This window comes from Fructilactobacillus sp. X1R3C1, from assembly GCF_059901545.1.
Genome location: NZ_JBWXUT010000004.1, coordinates 15,052 through 33,977 on the forward strand (window position 1 = coordinate 15,052; position 18,926 = coordinate 33,977).

At 38.3% G+C, this 18,926-nt stretch carries 14 protein-coding genes; 4 read left to right on the forward strand and 10 right to left on the reverse strand.

Annotated elements, in window-relative coordinates; all coding sequences use genetic code 11:
- Positions 1-201: 201 nt before the first annotated feature.
- From AC6UD8_RS04985 to AC6UD8_RS05005, 5 genes are all read right to left on the reverse strand, one after another.
- Positions 202-1,533 carry an SLC45 family MFS transporter gene (locus AC6UD8_RS04985; protein WP_500695991.1) on the reverse strand — a complete coding sequence of 444 codons (1,332 nt, stop codon included), beginning with the start codon at positions 1,531-1,533 and terminating at the stop codon, positions 202-204.
- An 11-nt stretch (positions 1,534-1,544) separates the two neighbouring features.
- Positions 1,545-3,002 (reverse strand): sucrose phosphorylase, encoded by a 1,458-nt coding sequence (gene gtfA, locus AC6UD8_RS04990; RefSeq protein ID WP_500699673.1) that lies wholly within the window; start codon positions 3,000-3,002, stop codon positions 1,545-1,547.
- Positions 2,989-4,647: an alpha-glucosidase gene (locus AC6UD8_RS04995; RefSeq protein WP_500699674.1), complete on the reverse strand. Its 1,659-nt coding sequence runs from the start codon at positions 4,645-4,647 to the stop codon at positions 2,989-2,991. Before AC6UD8_RS04995 ends, gtfA begins: the two co-directional genes overlap by 14 nt.
- Positions 4,648-4,995: 348 nt before the next feature.
- Positions 4,996-6,669, reverse strand: a complete 1,674-nt coding sequence (locus AC6UD8_RS05000; RefSeq protein ID WP_500699761.1) for a glycoside hydrolase family 13 protein — start codon at positions 6,667-6,669, stop codon at positions 4,996-4,998.
- Positions 6,670-6,866: 197 nt separating this feature from the next.
- On the reverse strand, positions 6,867-8,225 hold the full coding sequence (locus AC6UD8_RS05005; RefSeq protein ID WP_500699675.1) for an SLC45 family MFS transporter: 1,359 nt from the start codon (positions 8,223-8,225) through the stop codon (positions 6,867-6,869).
- A gap of 234 nt (positions 8,226-8,459) precedes the next feature.
- Here AC6UD8_RS05005 and AC6UD8_RS05010 point away from each other — a divergent pair, with 234 nt between their 5' ends.
- Genes AC6UD8_RS05010 through rbsU form a run of 3 tightly spaced genes read left to right on the forward strand, consistent with a single transcriptional unit; the run spans position 8,460 to position 12,067 of the window.
- Entirely contained in the window at positions 8,460-9,653 is a 1,194-nt protein-coding gene (locus AC6UD8_RS05010; protein ID WP_500699676.1) for a galactokinase, read from the forward strand.
- A 14-nt stretch (positions 9,654-9,667) separates the two neighbouring features.
- On the forward strand, positions 9,668-11,137 hold the full coding sequence (gene galT, locus AC6UD8_RS05015; protein WP_500699677.1) for a UDP-glucose--hexose-1-phosphate uridylyltransferase: 1,470 nt from the start codon (positions 9,668-9,670) through the stop codon (positions 11,135-11,137).
- Positions 11,138-11,149: 12 nt separating this feature from the next.
- Entirely contained in the window at positions 11,150-12,067 is a 918-nt protein-coding gene (gene rbsU / locus AC6UD8_RS05020; RefSeq protein ID WP_500695984.1) for a ribose/proton symporter RbsU, read from the forward strand.
- Positions 12,068-12,679: 612 nt separating this feature from the next.
- Here rbsU and AC6UD8_RS05025 read toward each other — a convergent pair.
- From AC6UD8_RS05025 to AC6UD8_RS05035, 3 genes are all read right to left on the reverse strand, one after another.
- The gene (locus tag AC6UD8_RS05025; protein ID WP_500695983.1) at positions 12,680-12,922 is read right to left on the reverse strand and encodes a type II toxin-antitoxin system Phd/YefM family antitoxin; all 243 of its coding nucleotides are present in this window, start codon (positions 12,920-12,922) and stop codon (positions 12,680-12,682) included.
- Between the two features lie 154 nt (positions 12,923-13,076).
- Positions 13,077-14,069 carry an NAD(P)-dependent oxidoreductase gene (locus AC6UD8_RS05030; RefSeq protein WP_500699762.1) on the reverse strand — a complete coding sequence of 331 codons (993 nt, stop codon included), beginning with the start codon at positions 14,067-14,069 and terminating at the stop codon, positions 13,077-13,079.
- Positions 14,070-14,080: 11 nt separating this feature from the next.
- Complete coding sequence (locus tag AC6UD8_RS05035) at positions 14,081-15,154, reverse strand: AEC family transporter (protein ID WP_500695981.1); 1,074 nt, start codon at positions 15,152-15,154, stop codon at positions 14,081-14,083.
- 330 nt (positions 15,155-15,484) lie between these two features.
- Between AC6UD8_RS05035 and AC6UD8_RS05040 the strand changes: the two genes are divergently transcribed.
- Positions 15,485-16,030, forward strand: coding sequence for a type III toxin-antitoxin system ToxN/AbiQ family toxin (locus tag AC6UD8_RS05040; protein ID WP_500695980.1), 546 nt, complete (start codon positions 15,485-15,487; stop codon positions 16,028-16,030).
- Between the two features lie 34 nt (positions 16,031-16,064).
- On the opposite strand, the gene AC6UD8_RS05045 is transcribed toward AC6UD8_RS05040, so the two are convergent.
- A complete protein-coding gene (locus AC6UD8_RS05045) occupies positions 16,065-16,550 on the reverse strand; it encodes a hypothetical protein (protein ID WP_500699678.1) in 486 nt (161 codons plus the stop codon).
- A gap of 309 nt (positions 16,551-16,859) precedes the next feature.
- Entirely contained in the window at positions 16,860-18,767 is a 1,908-nt protein-coding gene (locus AC6UD8_RS05050) for a thiamine pyrophosphate-dependent enzyme (RefSeq protein ID WP_500723582.1), read from the reverse strand.
- Between the last annotated feature and the right edge of the window lie 159 nt (positions 18,768-18,926).

Genomic DNA, 18,926 nt, shown 5'->3' on the forward strand with positions numbered 1-18,926 from the left:
TTTTTTGTTATTTTCTAATTTTAAATTACATAATATTTTCATAACACTAGTATGAAACTTTTTGTTAACTTATTATATTAGGTAAAGTGTAAATAATTTAATAATAATTAAAAGCAAAAAGAACTTATACAAATATAATATTCGTATAAGTTCTTTAATATATAACTTTCATAAGTATGTGTTTACTTATTTATAAAATTGTTATGCCTTTTTTGTAGAAACTGATTGAACAAAGAAAATCCCACAAAAAGCAACTACGGCTGCAACAATAAACATCGCTGGCATTGATTTCCCAACCAATGGAAAAATAATAAAACTACCTATCGAAGCAATAATTTGAGGAAGACAGATACTAATATTAAACAGTCCTAAGTAAGAGCCCTGATGTTTTCCACCAAGTGTATCGCTCAGAATAGTAAATGGGATAGTATTCATAGTAACAAATATTATTCCCAAAAGTGAGTAAGAAACGATTAACAACCATTTGTTAGTAATGAAGAAAACTGAAAGGTAGCCTAAAGCCCCCAAAGCAATTCCTAATTTGTACATAAATTTTCTTTGCCGTGGCTTGGTTTTTGCAATGACTAGACCCCAGCCAACACCAACTAACGAAAAAATACCAAATAAAACACCGTACCAATTACCTGCAGCTTGATATGCAGCAGAAGTTGGATTAGTAACATGATAAACATTTTTAGCAATTGCTCCAGTACTATAAGTCCACATATACTGCATAGGGAACCAACAGAAAAACTCAATTAAAGATAATTGCCAAAAAGATTTTGGTGCATTTTTTAATAAGGTAATAAAACTAGGAGTTTTTTTGTTTTCCTCAATCGAAATTCCATGATATTTAGCATATTGAGTTGGATTATATTCATGCACAGAAAATACTGAAAATGTAATGGTAATCAATAAAATAGCCGCCGTAATGTAACAAGACCAAATTACTGAATTCGGTACAGAACCTCGTTTGCCCACATTAGAAACCCCAAGAAATGTTAAGATAAATGGAAGTAATGTTGCTAGAATTCCGCCAATACTACTAAAGTTTGAAGACCAAGACCAAGCAAAGTTTTCTTGATCTTTATTAACCATATCACTAATAACCATTTTTAATGGTTGCATCGAAGCATTAGTCGCTAAATCCATAAATAAAATAGAAAATGCTGCAAAAAACATAGCAGCTGTAGAACCATATCCAAACCCTAATGATCCTGAATTTGGTAACAAAATTAACATGAGAGCTGCAATTGGTGCAAATACCATAGTGTATGGCATTCTTCTTCCAAATCTAGTCCATGTCATATCTGAATACTTTCCAATTAGTGGTTGAACAATCATTCCAACTAATGGTGGAAGTATGAAAAAATATCCTAAATTAGTTGGATCAGCACCAATCGTTTGGAAAATTCTTCCCATTTGAGAACTTTGAATTGATCCAGCCATATTAATACCAAAACAACCTAAGGTTAATGCTAATATTGACCAAGTTGCTAAATTTGGTAAATGTTCCGTCTTTTTATCAGCCATTGTTTTTCTCCTTATATATTTATAATTATTTTACTTTCTCCATTAATAGACTCAATAATCTTTAATTTTTTGATTTTTAAATCAGCAGTCATAGTAGCTTTATTATTGTTATTTCTAGATGAACGGACAATTTTAAGACTCGTATCATCTGTTTTGCTTACGTTAATAGATCCTTCTAAATCAAAAGATTTACTTTTATTTCTAAATCTCAAAATATTAAATAAGTTTTTTACAACTGGTCGATTAATATTTTCCTCAATTTCTTTTTTGGAATAATAATGACGATTTATATTACGACCCTCTTTAGTTTTTTCCAAAAGATCAATATCATTCTTACCAGCTAACAATCCAACATAATATATTTGTGGTATTCCTGGAGCAAATATTTGTATTGCTCTAGCTATTAGATACGACTTATCATCATTACCAAGTGCAGAATAGTAGGTAGTATTTATTTGATATATATCTAAATTGTTATATTTGCTACTTGAATATACTTTCTTAACATTAACCCCAATCTTGTACATTTCATTTTTAGTAAAATCCAATTCTTTATCTGTTAAAATACCTTTGCCATCAACTACTCCAATTCCATCGTGGGTATCTAATGTTGTAAACTGCTTCATTGGACTATTTTTAAGCCACCAAATCAAAGGATCAACATTTCCAGAATATAAACTGTAAAGAACCACTATAGGAAGAGCAAAATCATAACTATAATAACCATGATTTGTTAGTTTCCTCACAATATGATAATTTTCATGTATTTCAGGTAAAATTTTAACCCCACGCGGTTTTACTATTTTTTCAATACTATCAAGAAGTTCCCAAATATCCGGCTCAACAAAAAAATCATTCGTTCCAACTTTTTTAATTGCATATGCAAATGCATCTAATCTAATAATCGATGCTCCATGATTCATTAAAAATGTTAATGTATCTTTAATGAATTTTTGTGTTACTGGTTTGGTTACGTTAAGATCAATCTGTTCATCGCCAAAGGTATTCCAAACCTTCCCTAACTCACCATCATCGAAATAAAATTCTTGAACTGGATCTTTTGGCTTGCGTTTATAAATCAGACCCAAATCAAATTTTTGTGGATTTTTGGAATTCCAAAAATCATCCCAATTAATAAACATATCCTTATATGGAGAATTGTTATGATTTTTTTTAAAATCAATGAAATACTTGGAATGCCTTGAGATATGATTAATCATAAAATCAAACATTAAATAATACGAATTGGATAGATCTTTAATATCATTCCAGTTCCCAAATTTAGGATCGACTTTTGTATAGTCTTTTGGTGAAAATCCTCGATCAGCTGAAGATGGGAAAAATGGTAGAATATGTAATCCACCAATAACCTTATCCATATATTCATCCAATATATTTTTCAAATCAGTTAAATTGTTACCCAAACTATCTGGATATGTTATTAACATTACTTTATTAGTTAGTTTCACGTCCTATCATCTCCTTATAGAGAGCTGAACCCCATGGGGCCAAAGTGATTTTCTTGTCATCATATTTATTGGTACCAACAAATAATATCTGTTTTAATTTCATTTCCTTAGGAAAAACAAACGACGCAACATTGGAACTTAAATTAGTAATTATTAAATAACTTTTATTATTAACGCTTCTCGTATATACATATAATTGATTATCATTTGTATCTATTAAATGGTAATCACCATTTAACAATATATTGTCATTTAAACGTAATTTGATTAATTTACGATAAAAATTTAAAACAGAATTTGGGTCTTGATTTTCTTTAGCTACATTTTGTTTTAAATAACTGGGATTCATAGATATCCATGGTTTATGATTACTAAATCCAGCATATTTATTACTATTCCATTGCATAGGTGTTCTAGCGTTATCACGGCTCTTACCGTTTAGATGCTTCATAATTTCACTAGTAGGAACACCTTTTTTTATTTGTTCATGATAGTATCTAATGCTATCCAAATCTCTAAAATCATCTACTTTATCAAATTGAACATTACTCATTCCCAGCTCTTGTCCCTCATAGATAAACGGTGTTCCTTTCATTAAGAAATACATCATTCCTAATGTTTTAGCAGTCTCATCTTTATAATTCTCATTTCCATCCCCAAAGTATGAAACCGCTCTTGGTAAATCATGATTTTCAATAAACAAGGCATTCCAACCACTATCATTAAGTCCGTATTGCCATTTAGTAAGAACTTTTCTTAATTTCGATACATCAATTTTCCCAATATCAAATTTTTCCCAAAAGCTAACATGATCAAATTGAAAGATCATACTAAAATAGCCATTTTTTTGATCAACCCATTTTTTAGCTCTAACTAATGGAACGCCACCTGCTTCTCCTACAGTCATTAAATCATTCTTTTTAAATTGATCACTTAAAAATTTTAAGTACTTATCAATTCCAGGAACATCATTCATAGCTTTATCGGGATTATCAACATTTTCAAATGTTTGTAATTTTTTTAAGTGTGAAATTGCATCTAATCTAAAACCATCCACTCCTTGTATTTTCCACCAGTGAATAATTTCAGCAACTTCTTCATGAACTTTTTTATTTTCCCAATTTAAATCTGGTTGTTGTTTTGCAAATAAATGATAATAATACTCATTAGTATCTTTGTTATATTCCCAAGCTGATCCACCAAAAAGTGATTTCCAATTATTGGGTTCCTTATTGTCAATATTTGGCTTCCAAATATACATATCATGATGTTGATTGTTCTTGCTTTTTCTTGCTTCCTCAAACCATTTATTTTTGTCAGATGTATGGTTAATTACTAAATCAAAAACGACCTTAATTCCAGCTTGATGAAACTTATGTATCATGTTTTTTACATCATACATTGTTCCATACTGAGGATCGATTGCTTCGTAATCGGATACATCATAACCATTATCAATATTTGGGGAAGCAAAAAAAGGTGATATCCAAACAAATGTAACACCTAATGATTTAATATATGGAATTTTATTAATAATTCCATTAATATCTCCAATGCCATCATTATTGCTATCATTAAAACTTTTAGGATAAATTTGATATCCTACAGCATTTCTCCACCAATTATTTTTATTAATTCCTACCATAACTCAAATTCACCTCGTTATTAATTATTTTTGCAAGCGCTTTCAAAGAACAATAATAATTCCATAATTATAAATGTCAAATAATTAGAATAAATAAATAACAAAAAAATTAAACGATAAATATAATTTTTTAAATATAGTGTTGATATGCTTTTAAGTATTACTTGTTGTTAACATAAATATTAAAAATCTTATATTCATATAAATTTCAAACACAAAAAAGGATTTACATTGGTTATGAGCCTATGTAAATCCTTAAATATAAAAACTTCCTAAAATATATAATCTTTGTGTAATATCTTATATTATTAATATACTTATCAAAATATAGATTGATGATACAGGTTCCTATTTACTCAAGTAAACTTTTGTTTCATAAGGACGTAACGTATCTTTGAAATCAGCGTAATTTCCAATCAACTTTTCAGCGTCCTCCGGTACATCATAATCACGTTCCACCTCGTGGTCAGTGAAATTACTGATAACTAACAAAGTTTCTCCTTGATAATGACGCTTGTAGGTGAAGACTTCCTCATCGTCTGGGTCTAGCAGTTCAAAGTCTCCTTCAATGATAATTGGGTTATTCTTCCGCAATTCAATTAACTTCTGATAGTAAGCAAAGACCGAATTTGGATCGTCAACTTCATCCTTTGCGTTAATTTCTTTATAGTTCTTGTTAACCGCAAACCACGGCGTGCCAGTGGTAAAGCCAGCATTCTTGGAATTGTCCCACTGCATTGGCGTTCTCGCATTATCCCGAGACATATTGGCGAGATATTCCATCATCTTAGTTGGTGAAACAATCTTCTCTTGTTTTACATATTGATTGTAGGCATTGATTGCCTCGATATCCTCATATTGAGTTAGGTCTTCTTTGTGAGCGTTGGTCATACCGAGTTCTTCACCTTCAAAGATATATGGCGTTCCTTGCATCATATGCAAAGTCGTTCCTAACATTTTTGCAGCCAACTTCCGATACTCTGGTTTGTCAATCGCAAACCGACTCACAGCTCGGGGTTGGTCATGGTTACTCCAATACAGACTGTTCCACCCCTGGTTGTGCAACTTGGTCTGCCAATTATTGAAGACTCGCTTCAAATCAGTCAATTTTACGGGCTGATCGTTCCATTTATTCAGTCGTGTGTCAGGATTGGGTGTCAATTCAACGTGTTCAAATTGAAAAACCATGTTAAGTTCATGCGCGTCAAAACCAGTGTATTCCAGTGCCTGTTCTGGATTAGTTCCTGACATTTCACCGACCGTCATGATGTCATATTTTGATAAGACATCGGTATTCAATTCACGCAAAAACTCATTCAACCGTGGTCCGTTCAAAACCCCTGCACCCGGTGCCGAATATTTAGCATTGGCAGCTTTCGGCATGTTTGGCAATCCTTTGGGCTTGGAAATCAAGTTAATGGCGTCCATTCGGAAACCATCGACGCCCTTATTCAACCAGAACTTCATCAGACTTTTAACTTCTTCTCTGACTTTGGGATTTTCCCAGTTCAAATCGGGTTGACCGTCCGCAAAAAGATGGAGGTAGTACTGACCCGTTTGTTCATCATATTTCCACGTTGAACCGTTGAAAAAGGAACCCCAGTCATTTGGGGCGTGACCGTCAACTGGATCACGCCAGTAGTAGTAATCACGGTACGGATTGTCTTTTGATTTCCGACTTTCCTTAAACCATTTATGCTGATCGGATGTGTGATTAACAACTAAGTCCATCACAATTTTAATGCTCAGTTCATGAGCCCGGTCTAATAACTGCTGAAACGAATTCATGTCGCCGTATTTCGGGTTAATTTGGCGATAATCTGAGATGTCGTACCCATTGTCTTCTTCTGGTGATTCATAAATCGGATTAAGCCAAATGACGTTGGCACCTAATTTTTTAATGTACGGTAGCCGTTCTCTAATACCATTTAAATCACCGACTCCATCACCATTACTGTCTTGAAAACTCTGTGGATAGACCTGATATACCACTGCATTTTTCCACCATTGTTTGTCTTTCATCATTTCCACCTCTCAAATCAATTTTCACCAAGAATAGGCTCATCAAGGTATGGTTTGATGAGCCCATTTTTATTTACTTAAATAAATTCTTGTTTCATAAGTGCGCAACTCACTTTCGATATCATTATAATTCTGACGGATTTCTTTTGCATTTTCCACCATTGATAGTTTTTCATAACAAACTCCTAAATTAAATCTTATTTTGAAGTTACAATTGGTTTCACGTGAATAGCACTAACGGCTAATACTCCAATCAGCATCATAATTCCAGCTACCAAAATCATCCCCGGCATTGATTTACCAATTAATGGTAAAATCACAAAACTGGCCAACGATGCGATGATCTGTGGCATACAGATACTAATATTAAAGAGTCCTAAGTAAGCACCTTCGTCCTCACCGTTTAAAGCCCCAGTAACGATTGACAAAGACTCAGATTGCATTGCCAAAAAGGAAATTCCGATTAAAACAAAGGCTACCACTGAAAGAGCTTGGGAATGAATGAATGACAACCAAACAAATCCAACCCCACCGGCAAACAATCCAATTCGATACCACATTTTACGTGAATTTGGTTTAGTTCGTGATAGAACCAAGAAACCAAAGATAGCAGCAGCCAGTCCCTCAATTCCTGACAAAATTCCAAACCAGTTCCCGGCTGCTTGGTATGCAGCAGAAGTTGGATCAGTAACGTGCCAAATAGTCTTAGCAATTGAACCAGTTCCATAGGTCCATAAGTATTGAAAAGCAAACCAACTAAAGAATTGGACGAACGAAACTTCCCAAAACGGGCGAGGAGCAGTTCTTAACAATTTAATTAAACTACTCTTAGTTTTTTGACTGTTAACGTCAATCCCATGGTATTTAGCGTAGACCGTTGGACTGTATTCGTGAACCGATAATACCGTATACAATGACATGATTAAAAGAACTGCAGCAGCGATGTAAAAAGACATCTTAACCGATAACGGAACCACACCTTTTGGGGCAACGTTAGAAATTCCAATTGCCGTTAAAATAAATGGCAATAACGTCGCAAATACTCCACCTAGATTGGCATAGGACTGCTGCCATGACCAGGTCAAATCCTTTTGATCTTCATTTACCATGTCACCAACAATCATCTTGGAAGGTTGCATACATGCATTTGACGAAACATCCATCACAGCAATTGTGATAGCACCAAAAAGTAAAGCGGCAAACGATCCGTAACCAAACCCAAAGGATCCAGCGTTTGGCAATAATACCAACACGATGGCAGCGATTGGAGCTCCCACTAGCAAGTATGGCATTCTTCTACCAAACCGATTCCAAGTGACATCTGAATATTTCCCAATTAAGGGCTGTACAATCATTCCAGCCAACGGTGGTAATAGGAAAAAGAATCCTAATTTAGTCGGATCGGCACCAATGGTCTGAAAGATTCGTCCCATTTGTGAGCTTTGAAGCGAGAATGCCATACTGACTCCGAAGAAGCCAAACGTCATCGCAAAAATTGTATACAAACTTAACCGCGGAAGGGTGTCCTTCTTAGGTTTTGATTTTGATTTATTCATAACCATCCTCCTATTGCTTAAATTGTTGCTTTTTAACAAATTCAATGTGATCACAATTTCAGTATAACGAATTGCTTGACTATGTAAAGCGCTTACATACGCAACAAATTAACGATTTGGGCCATTCACACAATTTATTTTATAAGATAAAAAATCTTGACTTACCATATGAAAACGCTTACTCTCAAAATAGAAATCACTACAAATGAAATGATTTCTAAGGAGATGTTTTAAATGACCCAGAAAATAACTTCAACTAACAAAATTATTAGTAATTTAAAGGATAAATTTCAAGACTTGTATTCACAGGAACCGACCAAGGCGTACTTTGCGCCCGGCCGAATCAACCTGATCGGTGAACACACCGATTACAACGGTGGTCACGTCTTCCCTTGTGCCATTAGCCTCGGAACGTACGCCGTGGTGACTCCGAGTAACGACAAACAAGTCAACATCTATTCGGAGAACTTCCCGGATACGGGCGTGAACTCTTTTCAAATCGATGACCTAACAATTAACCACGATGATGGCTGGATTAACTATCCCAAAGGGATGTTTAAGGCCTTTGCCGACAAGGGTCACAAGCTGGATCATGGTTTTAACATTCTAATTTACGGCACTTTACCGGACGAGTCGGGGCTATCATCCTCTGCTTCCATTGAGATGCTGTTTGGCAAGATTTTAAACGACCAGTTTAACGACGTCTTCTCGGGACCAGAACTAGCCAAACTCGGACAGCACGTTGAAAACACTGACATTGGCGTTAACTCTGGCATCATGGACCAGTACGCCGTTGAGATGGGCAAAAAAGACACGGCCATTCTGCTCGATACCAACACGATGAAGAGCGAGTTCGTTCCGATTAAACTCGGAAACGATAAAATCGTCATCATGAACACCAACAAGAAACGGGGCCTCAAAGATTCCAAGTACAACGAGCGCCGCCAACAGTGTGAGGACGCCTTAAAACTCGTCAACAAGGTGGCCGACTTCTCTTCGTTTGGTGCCATGTCAAATGATGAATTCGACGAGTACACCTACACCATTAATGACGCAACGTTGTTGAAACGAGCCCGTCATGCGGTTTCCGAAAATCAACGAACCTTAAGAGCCGTGAAGGCTTTACGCAACAACGCCATTGCTGAATTTGGTCGACTGGTGAACGCATCTCACATTTCCCTTGAATACGACTACGAAGTCACTGGTCCGAACTTGGATACGCTAGTTCATGAAGCTTGGAAGAACGGCGCCGTTGGATCGCGAATGATCGGTGCTGGCTTCGGTGGGTGTGCGATTGCAATCGTTCCATCTGACCAAGTCGCAAACTTCACCAAAAACGTTGGTGACACCTACAACTACCGCTTCGGCTACGACGCTGACTTCTACATCGCCAACATCTCGGATGGCCCTAAAGAAATCCAGATTTAGGTGAGGTGAACAACATGGAAAATCTCGTTGAACATTACGCGGACCAGGTCATTGATACCGGACAAACGTACCGACCCACGGATCGCACGTATCTCATAAATTATCTTTACCATTTGGTTGGTGAAAAGAACGTGTCCAATCCGAACTTATCTGACCAATTATTGGCAACGGTCGACCAGCTAATCGACTTGGCCATTAAGAATGGTCAGATTGACGATACCCTCAAAAACCATGAACTGTTAGAGGCGGAACTGACTAATCTCTACACCCCACTTCCAAGCGTCGTCAACGACAAGTTCTGGAACCTGTATCAACAAGCCCCCGACCAGGCCACAAACTATTTTTACAATTTAAGCCAACAAAATAACTACATTAAAACCGCTCGCATCAAGAAGAACATGCTCTGGGACATTGACACCAAGTTTGGGGATCTGGAAATCACGATTAACCTGTCGAAACCGGAGAAGGACCCCAAGGACATTGCCAAGGCCGGTCAAAACACCCACTTTGGTTATCCCGAGTGCAACCTGTGCGCTCAAACCGAGGGTTACTACGGTAATTCGCAAATTCCGGTGCGGGTCAATCACCGCATCATTGATGTTTTAGTTGGCGGAAAACCATGGGGCTTTCAGTATTCACCGTACTCCTACTTTGATCAGCACTGCATCTTTTTGGATGATGTTCACGAGCCGATGAAAATTAGTGCGCAGACGTTTTTCAACCTAACTGAAATTGTTTCGATGTTCCCTGCGTACTTTATGGGGAGTAATGCGGACCTACCAATCGTGGGCGGTTCAATTCTGAGTCACGAACACTACCAGGGCGGCTATCACACCTTCCCAATGATGAAAGCACAGACCCGGTTCACCTTTGACCTGGACCAGTATCCAGACGTTAAGGCCGAGGTCTTAAACTGGCCGATGTCGACGATTCGCCTGACTGGGACCGATAAACAGGAACTAATTGATTTTGCGACCCATATCTTAAATGAATGGCGCAAGTATTCGGACCCGTCCGTCGACGTGCGTGCCGAAACAAACGGGACACCGCATCACACGGTCACACCGATTGTCCGTATGAACGAGCAGGGACAGTTTGAGGTCTACGTGGTTCTGCGTGATAACCAGACGTCCAAGAAGTATCCCGATGGCATTTTTCATCCCCACGCCGAATACCAACACATCAAAAAGGAAAACATTGGCCTGATTGAGGTGATGGGACGTGCCATCTTGCCCGCTCGTCTGAAATCCGAACTGGCCGAGGTCAAGAAGTATCTACTTGGTCAGCCTAACGACATCGCGGATTATCACGTTGCCTGGGCCAACCAGATCAAACAAAGTTACCAACTCAATCCCGACAACGTCCAGGACGTGATTGACAAAGAAGTCGGGATTACCTTTATGCACGTCTTGGAAAACGCCGGGGTCTTCAAGCTCGATGACCAGGGGACCGCAGCGTTTCAAAAATTCATTCACACACTTTAGGAGGTTATTATTATGAATTGGCTAGCGATATTAATTGGTTTAGGACCAATGGTCGGTTGGGGACTTTTCCCAACGATTGCTTCGAAGGTGGGTGGAAAACCCGCCAACCAAATCTTAGGTGCCACCCTTGGAACCTTAGTATTTGCGGTCGTCCTGTTTTTCATTGAAGGATTAGCCCTTCCTGGCTGGATCAGCACCACCTTTGGGATTATTTCCGGACTTGGCTGGGGCTTTGGTCAGATCATGCAGTTCAAGGGTTTTAAATTAGTTGGATCATCACGAGTAATGCCGATTACCACGGCCTTTCAGCTGATCCTGACGTCGCTTTGGGGAGTCTTTGTTCTAGGCGACTGGACTGGCATTATCGGAAAAGTCTTAGGATTTACTGCCCTAGTTATCGTAATCCTTGGTGCGACTCTCACCGCTTGGGTCCAAAACCCAGAATCCACCAATAAGGGTGCTTTAAAGAAAGCTACGATCTTTCAGCTGATTGGTGCCCTGGGATACTTAGTTTACTCAGCCGCTCCACAGGTTGTCATCATGCCATCAATGAAAGCTTTATTGCCAAATATGCAAGCCATGGACGGGAACCATGCTTTTCTTCCCCAGGCCATCGGAATGGTACTATGTGCCGTGATTTACGATTTGTGGAACCTAAAAGACGAAAATGTCTTCATTCAATCCGTTTCATACAAGAACATTCTCGCTGGATTATCGCAAGGCTTTGGTATGTTAATGTACTTAATATCAGCTCAACCTGACATGAACGGATTGGCCACTGCCAACGTTCTGGGTCAACTAGCCGTCCTCGTTTCCACTTTGACCGGGATTTACTTCCTGCACCAGAAGAAGACGCCAAAGGAAATGACTCTGACCTACCTTGGGTTAGTTCTCATCGTCTTTGCTTCGGCCATTACGGCATTTATTTAATTAAATTGAAATGGTATCATAGAAGTAACGAGGCTCCCTGCGTTAGTGGGAATGGCACCATCTTGTCAATGTCTCCACATTAGCGAGACCTATAGTACCAAAAAGGCTGGAACCAATTTAGGTTTCAGCCTTTTTATGTAGTTTTATGGATAAAAAAAGAGCTCATCAGCGACAAGCCGACGAACTCTTGATCATCAATCCTACCGAAAACCGGTGATCATGTATTACTTGTTATGAATATATTATAACCTAACCAGATAATAAGTCAATTATACTGTATAATAATTAGAGTGGGAAATGATTTACCGAAAATCTAACTGTTCCCACTGGTGAAATCATGTATTACTTGTTATTTATTATCGTATCTATCACGATTAGTACTTTATCACATTTAATCATTCGATTAATTGATATATTACTTGACCGTTTAAACAGACACGATAATTAAAAAATGCAGCTTCCTAAATGGGAGCTGCATTTTTTAATGCTAAAGGCAAACGAAGTCATCAGCAATAAGCTAACGAACTTTTACTCATCAGCCCTATTAAATCGATGAGTTGATTGCATAATCTTCATTTGTTATTATACAGCATAATTATGTTAAATTAACTATTATTTCAAATGATTCGTTTTTCCATTTTTCAATTGCTTCTTCGAATGTTCCAAGAACTTCAAATTCTCCCCATTTCCTAAGACAAACAGATTCTCGATCATGCTATCATATTTCTTTTTTGAAACGAGCACCGCCGAATCACCATTCTCACAATGAATTGTAACCTCTTCATCATCCTTCATAACCCGATCCATGTATGTTTCAAAGTTCACTTTGAAATTATTACAATTAACCACTTTCATGTAGTATCATCTCTCTTCATACGTAAAAAATGAAATTTTTTATAGTGATGATTATACCATATAGAATAAAAAGTAAAACTAAAAAGAATGTCTTTAAAAAAGACACTCTCAATAATTGTTAAATGCTGACTAAAATTAATATTCTCTTTTAATCTTAAATCTCGTTCTTAGACTTACCCGTCGTCAACATTTCATGAAAATTGTCGTAACTAACGGTAATCATGTCCGTCAAAGCCGGTTCCGTAAACGAACCAACGTGCGGCGTCACAATTGCGTTAGGATACTTTTTCATTAGGTTAACGACTTCCTGGTTCTTAATATTGTCGATCCCTTTGAATTCGTGACCAAAAATGTTAGCTTCATCAATTAACACGTCAGAACCATATCCACCTAATGTGCCGGACGCAAGAGCATTATCGACGGATTTTAAGTCAACCACTTGACCACGAGCCGTATTAACCAAAATGGCATCGTCTTTCATTAAATTGATTTGGGCGGTACTGATTAAGTTATCAGTTTCACCTTTAGTGTAGGGAACGTGCAGTGAAACAATATCAGACCGCTTCAATAATTCATCAATGGAGACGTATTCATCGATTTCAGGAGCGTCAACCTTGTGACGGTCGTTAGCGAGCACGGTTGCACCCATCCCACTGTACAAACTAGCTTCAGCACGGCCAATGCGACCCGCACCAATAATTCCAACGGTACTGGAATGAATCTCCCGACTAAAGTACGAATCGTTGACGATAAAATTGCCGTCGTGAGTGGCGTTGATTTCGAAAGCTACTTTACGAAACAGACTCATTCCGAGGGTCATCGCAAGTTCAGCTACAGCGTAAGGCGAATATCCGGGAACGCGAGCGACCTTGATGCCAAGTTCCTTGGCAGCCTTCAGGTCAATGTGGTCGTATCCAACCGTACGCGTGAAGACATACTTAATGCCCCAGTCAGCAAACTTCTGTAAATTTTCTCGGTTAGCCAGACAGTTCCCACGAACTAACACTCCGTCTGATCCCTTGGAATCAATGGCGTTGTCGCGATTTAACATTTCCGAAACCAGGTTCAATTCATAATTGTATTTATTCAAATCTTTGAAGTAACTGACTTCAACGGGACGTACCCCGTACGCAGTAATTTTGAACATTTTATCACCCATTATTTGATAATCCCCGAGTTATTGATAACTTCCAGCAGTGCAATCCAAATCGGCATCATGATCACTGACAGAATGGTCGACAAGAACGACGCGTTCGAAGCCAAGACTGGATCCCGATTGAAGCTAATTGCGTAGGCCGAAGCAACCGTGGCAGTTGGGGTTGCCATCATGATAACAATCGTTGCGATGGCCACGTAGCTCATTGGCATAATGCCCAGCATTGAGAGAGCCGTCAAGGCAATCAGGTTGAACAATGGCACAATGATAACTTTGTTCCAACTGTAGTACCAAGAAAGCTTGTTAGAAGCAGCCTGCTTGAACGAAATCGAACCTAGAGTGACACCAATTGATAACCAAGCCAGTGGAGACGATAGTTGAGCTAAGTAGTTCAACGGCTTCCAGAGCCACAAGGCGGTTTGGTCAATGCGGTAGAAAGCTACACTACTGGTACCTTTTCCAGGAATACCGTTCAACATCGTTTGAACTGTTACATGTGGAACATAATTTTGTCCTAACCACAGAAAAAGTCCGAGGAAAGTTGCAATTACAACAGGATTAAGGAACATTTTCTTGATGTTTTTCATTTCCATCTTCAAACCTGACATTCTGATGTAGGCGTATGAATAAAGGAAAACCCGGTAACCAATATTGAAAATGGAACTGTACATGATTCCCTTCGGTCCAAAGACCGCCCCAACGATCGGAATTCCAAAGAAAGTCGTGGAACCAAACGTGGTTAAAATTCCCATCACTTCTTTTTTATCCTCGTCTTGTTTGGGATAAAGCAGTGGCGCAATGAAAATCAAGATGATGTAAATGATGAAACCCCACAGGAGGACATTCATTCCTTCTTTTAAGGTATCATCGTTGATTGGTTGCATGAATGAATTCAGTGCCAAAGCTGGAATGGCGACGGTCAAGACGACCTTTGACAACATCTTCCCGAATTTATCGGTAAAAATGTTCTTCTTACGTAAAAAGAAACCCAGTAAAATAATGAAAATCGTTGAGGTGATCGAACTAATGATTCCCGCATTAGTGACGGTCTTCTCAATTGCTTGCATAACGTTCATGAACGTTAACCTCCAAGTAGAATATTATCGTACGCACAGTAAAGTACGTAAAAATGAAATTTTTCACGATAATAATTTTACCATAGGGAATAAATGGAGAACAAGGAAGATTTTTATTTGTAAAATTATCATAGTATGCTATTATGATTATAGATAGCGAGTATCCCTGCGATAGTGGGACCTGAACTATTATTGCGAGTGTCTCTGCGATAGTGAGACTTGGTTATTTATCGAGTATCCCTGCGATAGTGGGACTTGTAACTTTATCTTTAGTGGGGTTGAAGCCGGGGTGGTTTCGACCTTTTTATATGTCTAAATAAGGAAAAATAGATGAAATTTTATACAATAAGTGACCATTATATTCACTTTTTACAGAATAAATTGAAGCATGTTAAAAATAACCATGGAATCAATTATATTTCTGAAGTAGATTATATTGGCACAATTATGAAAATTAAAAATGAAAGTAATTGTTTTTATTACTATTATGTGCCACTTACGTCATATCATTCCGACAATAAGCATCGAATAAACGCAATGAAGGCTAGACGTAGAGTCATTACTACTTTAAGAGAATTAAAAAACGACACCAACATACTTGGTTATTTACTCTTTAATAACATGATTCCAGTTCCAAAATCAGAACTTACTGAAATTAAAATAAAAGCAAGTCGTAAAAAAGATAGACTCCTATTAAACGAATATCTGTTTCTTAAGAAAAATGAAGATAAGGTAAAAAGTAAGGCTCGTACGGTCTATAGAAAGTCCAATGAGCCTGTTGAAAACAAATCCAATTCTTTCTATAAAAGACATTGTTTAGATTATAAATTAGCTGAAAAGTTGCATGATGAGTATCTAAATAGAAAAGAAGCATGACTTGAACATTATTAGCTAAAGTCATGCTTCTTTTCTATTTCATTTCCGCTTTCTTATCCTTCTTCTCCATTCTCATCTTTTCCTTGTGCGTCTTCTTGTGCTTCATCTGGAGATGTGAAGTGATCTCTCGATGATGCAACATATCCAACTGGTTATTTGATGAGCAGTAGAACGCAATGAAGAAGATTAGGGTCGCAAGCAGTGCGTACACGGCTCTTCTAAAGTACTTAATGAAGACCGTCTGATCCCAACTATAGTGCTTCCCTAGCGCTACGACGAAGTAACGAACCAAGTAGTAAACAAACAGGACAAAGGCAATCACAAAACCAGCAACTGACAAAATGTTTCTAGTGGCGACGGCAAAAGTTACGACAGCAACCAGCATACATACAACAAAGAAGCAGTACGTCCAGCTCTTGATATAACTCTTATCATCAGCCCGACCGCGATTCGTCCAATACAAATAACAGGCAATGATTAAGGCAATCACTGCGATAATCAATAAAATTGGTTTAAACATCTAATTCCTCCTTTAAATTTTATCTCCCAGGACACAATTTAAACTGTGAATCAGCATTCCGATTACCATCATATACATTGATACCATACTGAAACCCATGGCTAACACCACGAAAGTCACAATCCAAAAAACAACTAAAAACCAATTAACAAATCCTTTAAAACTCATTATATTTCATCTCCGATATCCTCTTGTGATTACTTTCATCATACCATTAAATCGCCGTGAGCTGAGGAATTTGCTCAAGTTTTTACATCCTCTATTTGCCCACAAAAAAGAGCTCTCAATGAGAGCTCTTTTTCTTACTTATTAAAGTTGAACATCGTATTTGTCGAAGAAGTCTTTAAGTGGTAACAAGCCTTCGCCACCATATTCTGCGAAGAATTCTGGTAATGTGTAAGTCTTGTTGTCATTCTTGTCCTTCTTGTAGTTTGGACTGATGGTTTCAACGATTTGACCATTTTCAATCTTAACGATCAAATCTTCAACTGGAAGTCCACGGTCTTGGTTAATCTTTGCGTCAATCAAGAATGGGTGACCAGCTTTGGTAACCTTAACGGCTTTGTCAAAAGCAGCTGGAAGTTCAGAAACGTTGTGAACAGTCGTAGCGTCAATTCCCATTCCCTTAGCGATCAATTCAAAGCTTTGACCTTGAAGTTGAAGGCCGAAGAATTGCATTGGTAAGTCTTCTTGTTCACCTTCGATGAAGCCTAAGTCTTCGTTTGAAGTAACCACGTTAATAACTGGAAGTTGATACTTCGTCAAAGTTACTAAGTCTTGGATAACCATTGAAAGGGCACCGTCACCAGCAATGTTAAAGACTTGACGATCTGGGTAAGCTTTCTTAGCCGCAATGGCACCAGGAAGTCCAGAACCCATCGTTGCGAACAATGCGGAAATGACCCATTTGTTAGTTGGTTGAATGTCCAAGTATCTGAAACTGTTGATGATGTTGTCACCAACGTCGATTGAGAAGACGGCATCTTTGTCGGCTACTCGGTTAATTTGTTTGTAGATTGGGGCAACTGGCATGGTTGAGTTAGCGTTAGTCATGGTGTCCTTCAAGTGCTTACCAAAGTCCTTGAATTCTTCCATGAAACTACCATTACTCTCATCGGTTTCGTCACTGCCAATGTTTAACATCTTGTGAATGTACTCCATCCAGTTAGCTTGGTCAGCAACGGCGGCCTTGTAGAATGGACTTGGAGCAACTTTTTCACTTTGAGCCAATGCCTTGTCAACAAATGAGCCCGCGTCAGACCAGATTGGGAGGTCAACTTCGTGGTGACGACCAAGTTGGATTTGAGAGTCATCAATTTGGATGTAAGCGAATTTGTGACTTGCATAAACTGATTTAGCGAATGGGAAGTCACCACCAATGGCGATAACTAAGTCAGCGGTACTCAAGATTTCGTCAGCGTCCTTTGATGCGGCACGGTTGGCGGTTCCTAGGTTAGCTTCGTAGTTGGCGTCAACGTAGCCTAAAGCTAATCCATCCATAATAACTGGAATCTGGAGTTTCTTTGAAAGTTCGATTAACTTGTCGCCATTGCCCTTGATTCCACGACCAACGTGGAGCACTGGACGTTTAGCATTCTTAATCATCTTAAGGGCTTGACTTACTTCATCATCGGTTGCGACTGGTTCTGGAGCTGGCTTGTCGTAAGTCTTTGATGCAGAACTGTACGGAACATCTGGAATTTCTTCAAAACCGAAGTCATTTGGAATGACAACTACGGCAACACCCTTCTTTGCGTATGCTTCATGAATCGCACGGTCAACAACGTGTGGCAAGCTTTCAGGAGTCATTACGATACGGTCGTAAACCGAAACGTCAGAGAACATTGGGGTCTCTGGAAATTCTTGGAAGTAATTGTAGTTCATGTTGTCATGACCAACTTGGCCAACGATGGCAAGGACTGGAGCGTGGTCTTCTTTGGCGTCATACAAACCGTTTAGTAAGTTGACCGCACCAGGACCAGCGGACCCAAAGGCAACTCCGATTTTACCAGTTAGTTTAGCGTGAGCAGCGGCCGTTAATGCACCAACCTGTTCGTGTCGAATTTGTACGTAATTAATGTTATCTTTTTCTTGATCGAGCGCAGCAAGCGTTGAGTTAATGGAACCACCAGGGTATCCATAAACGTCCTTAACGCCATATGATTCAATAACTTTAAGCATTGCTACTGCTGCAGGAATTTTCTTTACATCTGTCATAATTTCTTCCTCCCAAAAGTACTTAATTCTTTTGTTGACCCTAATATACTCCCATATGAAAACGGTTGCAATAAAAACGCTTGCTTAATTTATTAAGTCTTTTTAATGTAAATCACGAAATTAACAAAAGGCAATAAATTCCCAATTTAACGGCAATTT

Bases quoted from the DNA above. Each gene is read 5' to 3' on its own strand.
- AC6UD8_RS04985 (WP_500695991.1), bottom strand. From the start codon at position 1,533: ATGGCTGATAAAAAGACGGAACATTTACCAAATTTAGCAACTTGGTCA.
- AC6UD8_RS04995 (WP_500699674.1), bottom strand. From the start codon at position 4,647: ATGGTAGGAATTAATAAAAATAATTGGTGGAGAAATGCTGTAGGATAT.
- AC6UD8_RS05000 (WP_500699761.1), bottom strand. From the start codon at position 6,669: ATGAAAGACAAACAATGGTGGAAAAATGCAGTGGTATATCAGGTCTAT.
- AC6UD8_RS05005 (WP_500699675.1), bottom strand. From the start codon at position 8,225: ATGAATAAATCAAAATCAAAACCTAAGAAGGACACCCTTCCGCGGTTA.
- AC6UD8_RS05010 (WP_500699676.1), top strand. From the start codon at position 8,460: ATGACCCAGAAAATAACTTCAACTAACAAAATTATTAGTAATTTAAAG.
- galT (WP_500699677.1), top strand. From the start codon at position 9,668: ATGGAAAATCTCGTTGAACATTACGCGGACCAGGTCATTGATACCGGA.
- rbsU (WP_500695984.1), top strand. From the start codon at position 11,150: ATGAATTGGCTAGCGATATTAATTGGTTTAGGACCAATGGTCGGTTGG.
- AC6UD8_RS05025 (WP_500695983.1), bottom strand. From the start codon at position 12,922: ATGAAAGTGGTTAATTGTAATAATTTCAAAGTGAACTTTGAAACATAC.
- AC6UD8_RS05030 (WP_500699762.1), bottom strand. From the start codon at position 14,069: ATGTTCAAAATTACTGCGTACGGGGTACGTCCCGTTGAAGTCAGTTAC.
- AC6UD8_RS05035 (WP_500695981.1), bottom strand. From the start codon at position 15,154: ATGAACGTTATGCAAGCAATTGAGAAGACCGTCACTAATGCGGGAATC.
- AC6UD8_RS05040 (WP_500695980.1), top strand. From the start codon at position 15,485: ATGAAATTTTATACAATAAGTGACCATTATATTCACTTTTTACAGAAT.
- AC6UD8_RS05045 (WP_500699678.1), bottom strand. From the start codon at position 16,550: ATGTTTAAACCAATTTTATTGATTATCGCAGTGATTGCCTTAATCATT.
- AC6UD8_RS05050 (WP_500723582.1), bottom strand. From the start codon at position 18,767: ATGACAGATGTAAAGAAAATTCCTGCAGCAGTAGCAATGCTTAAAGTT.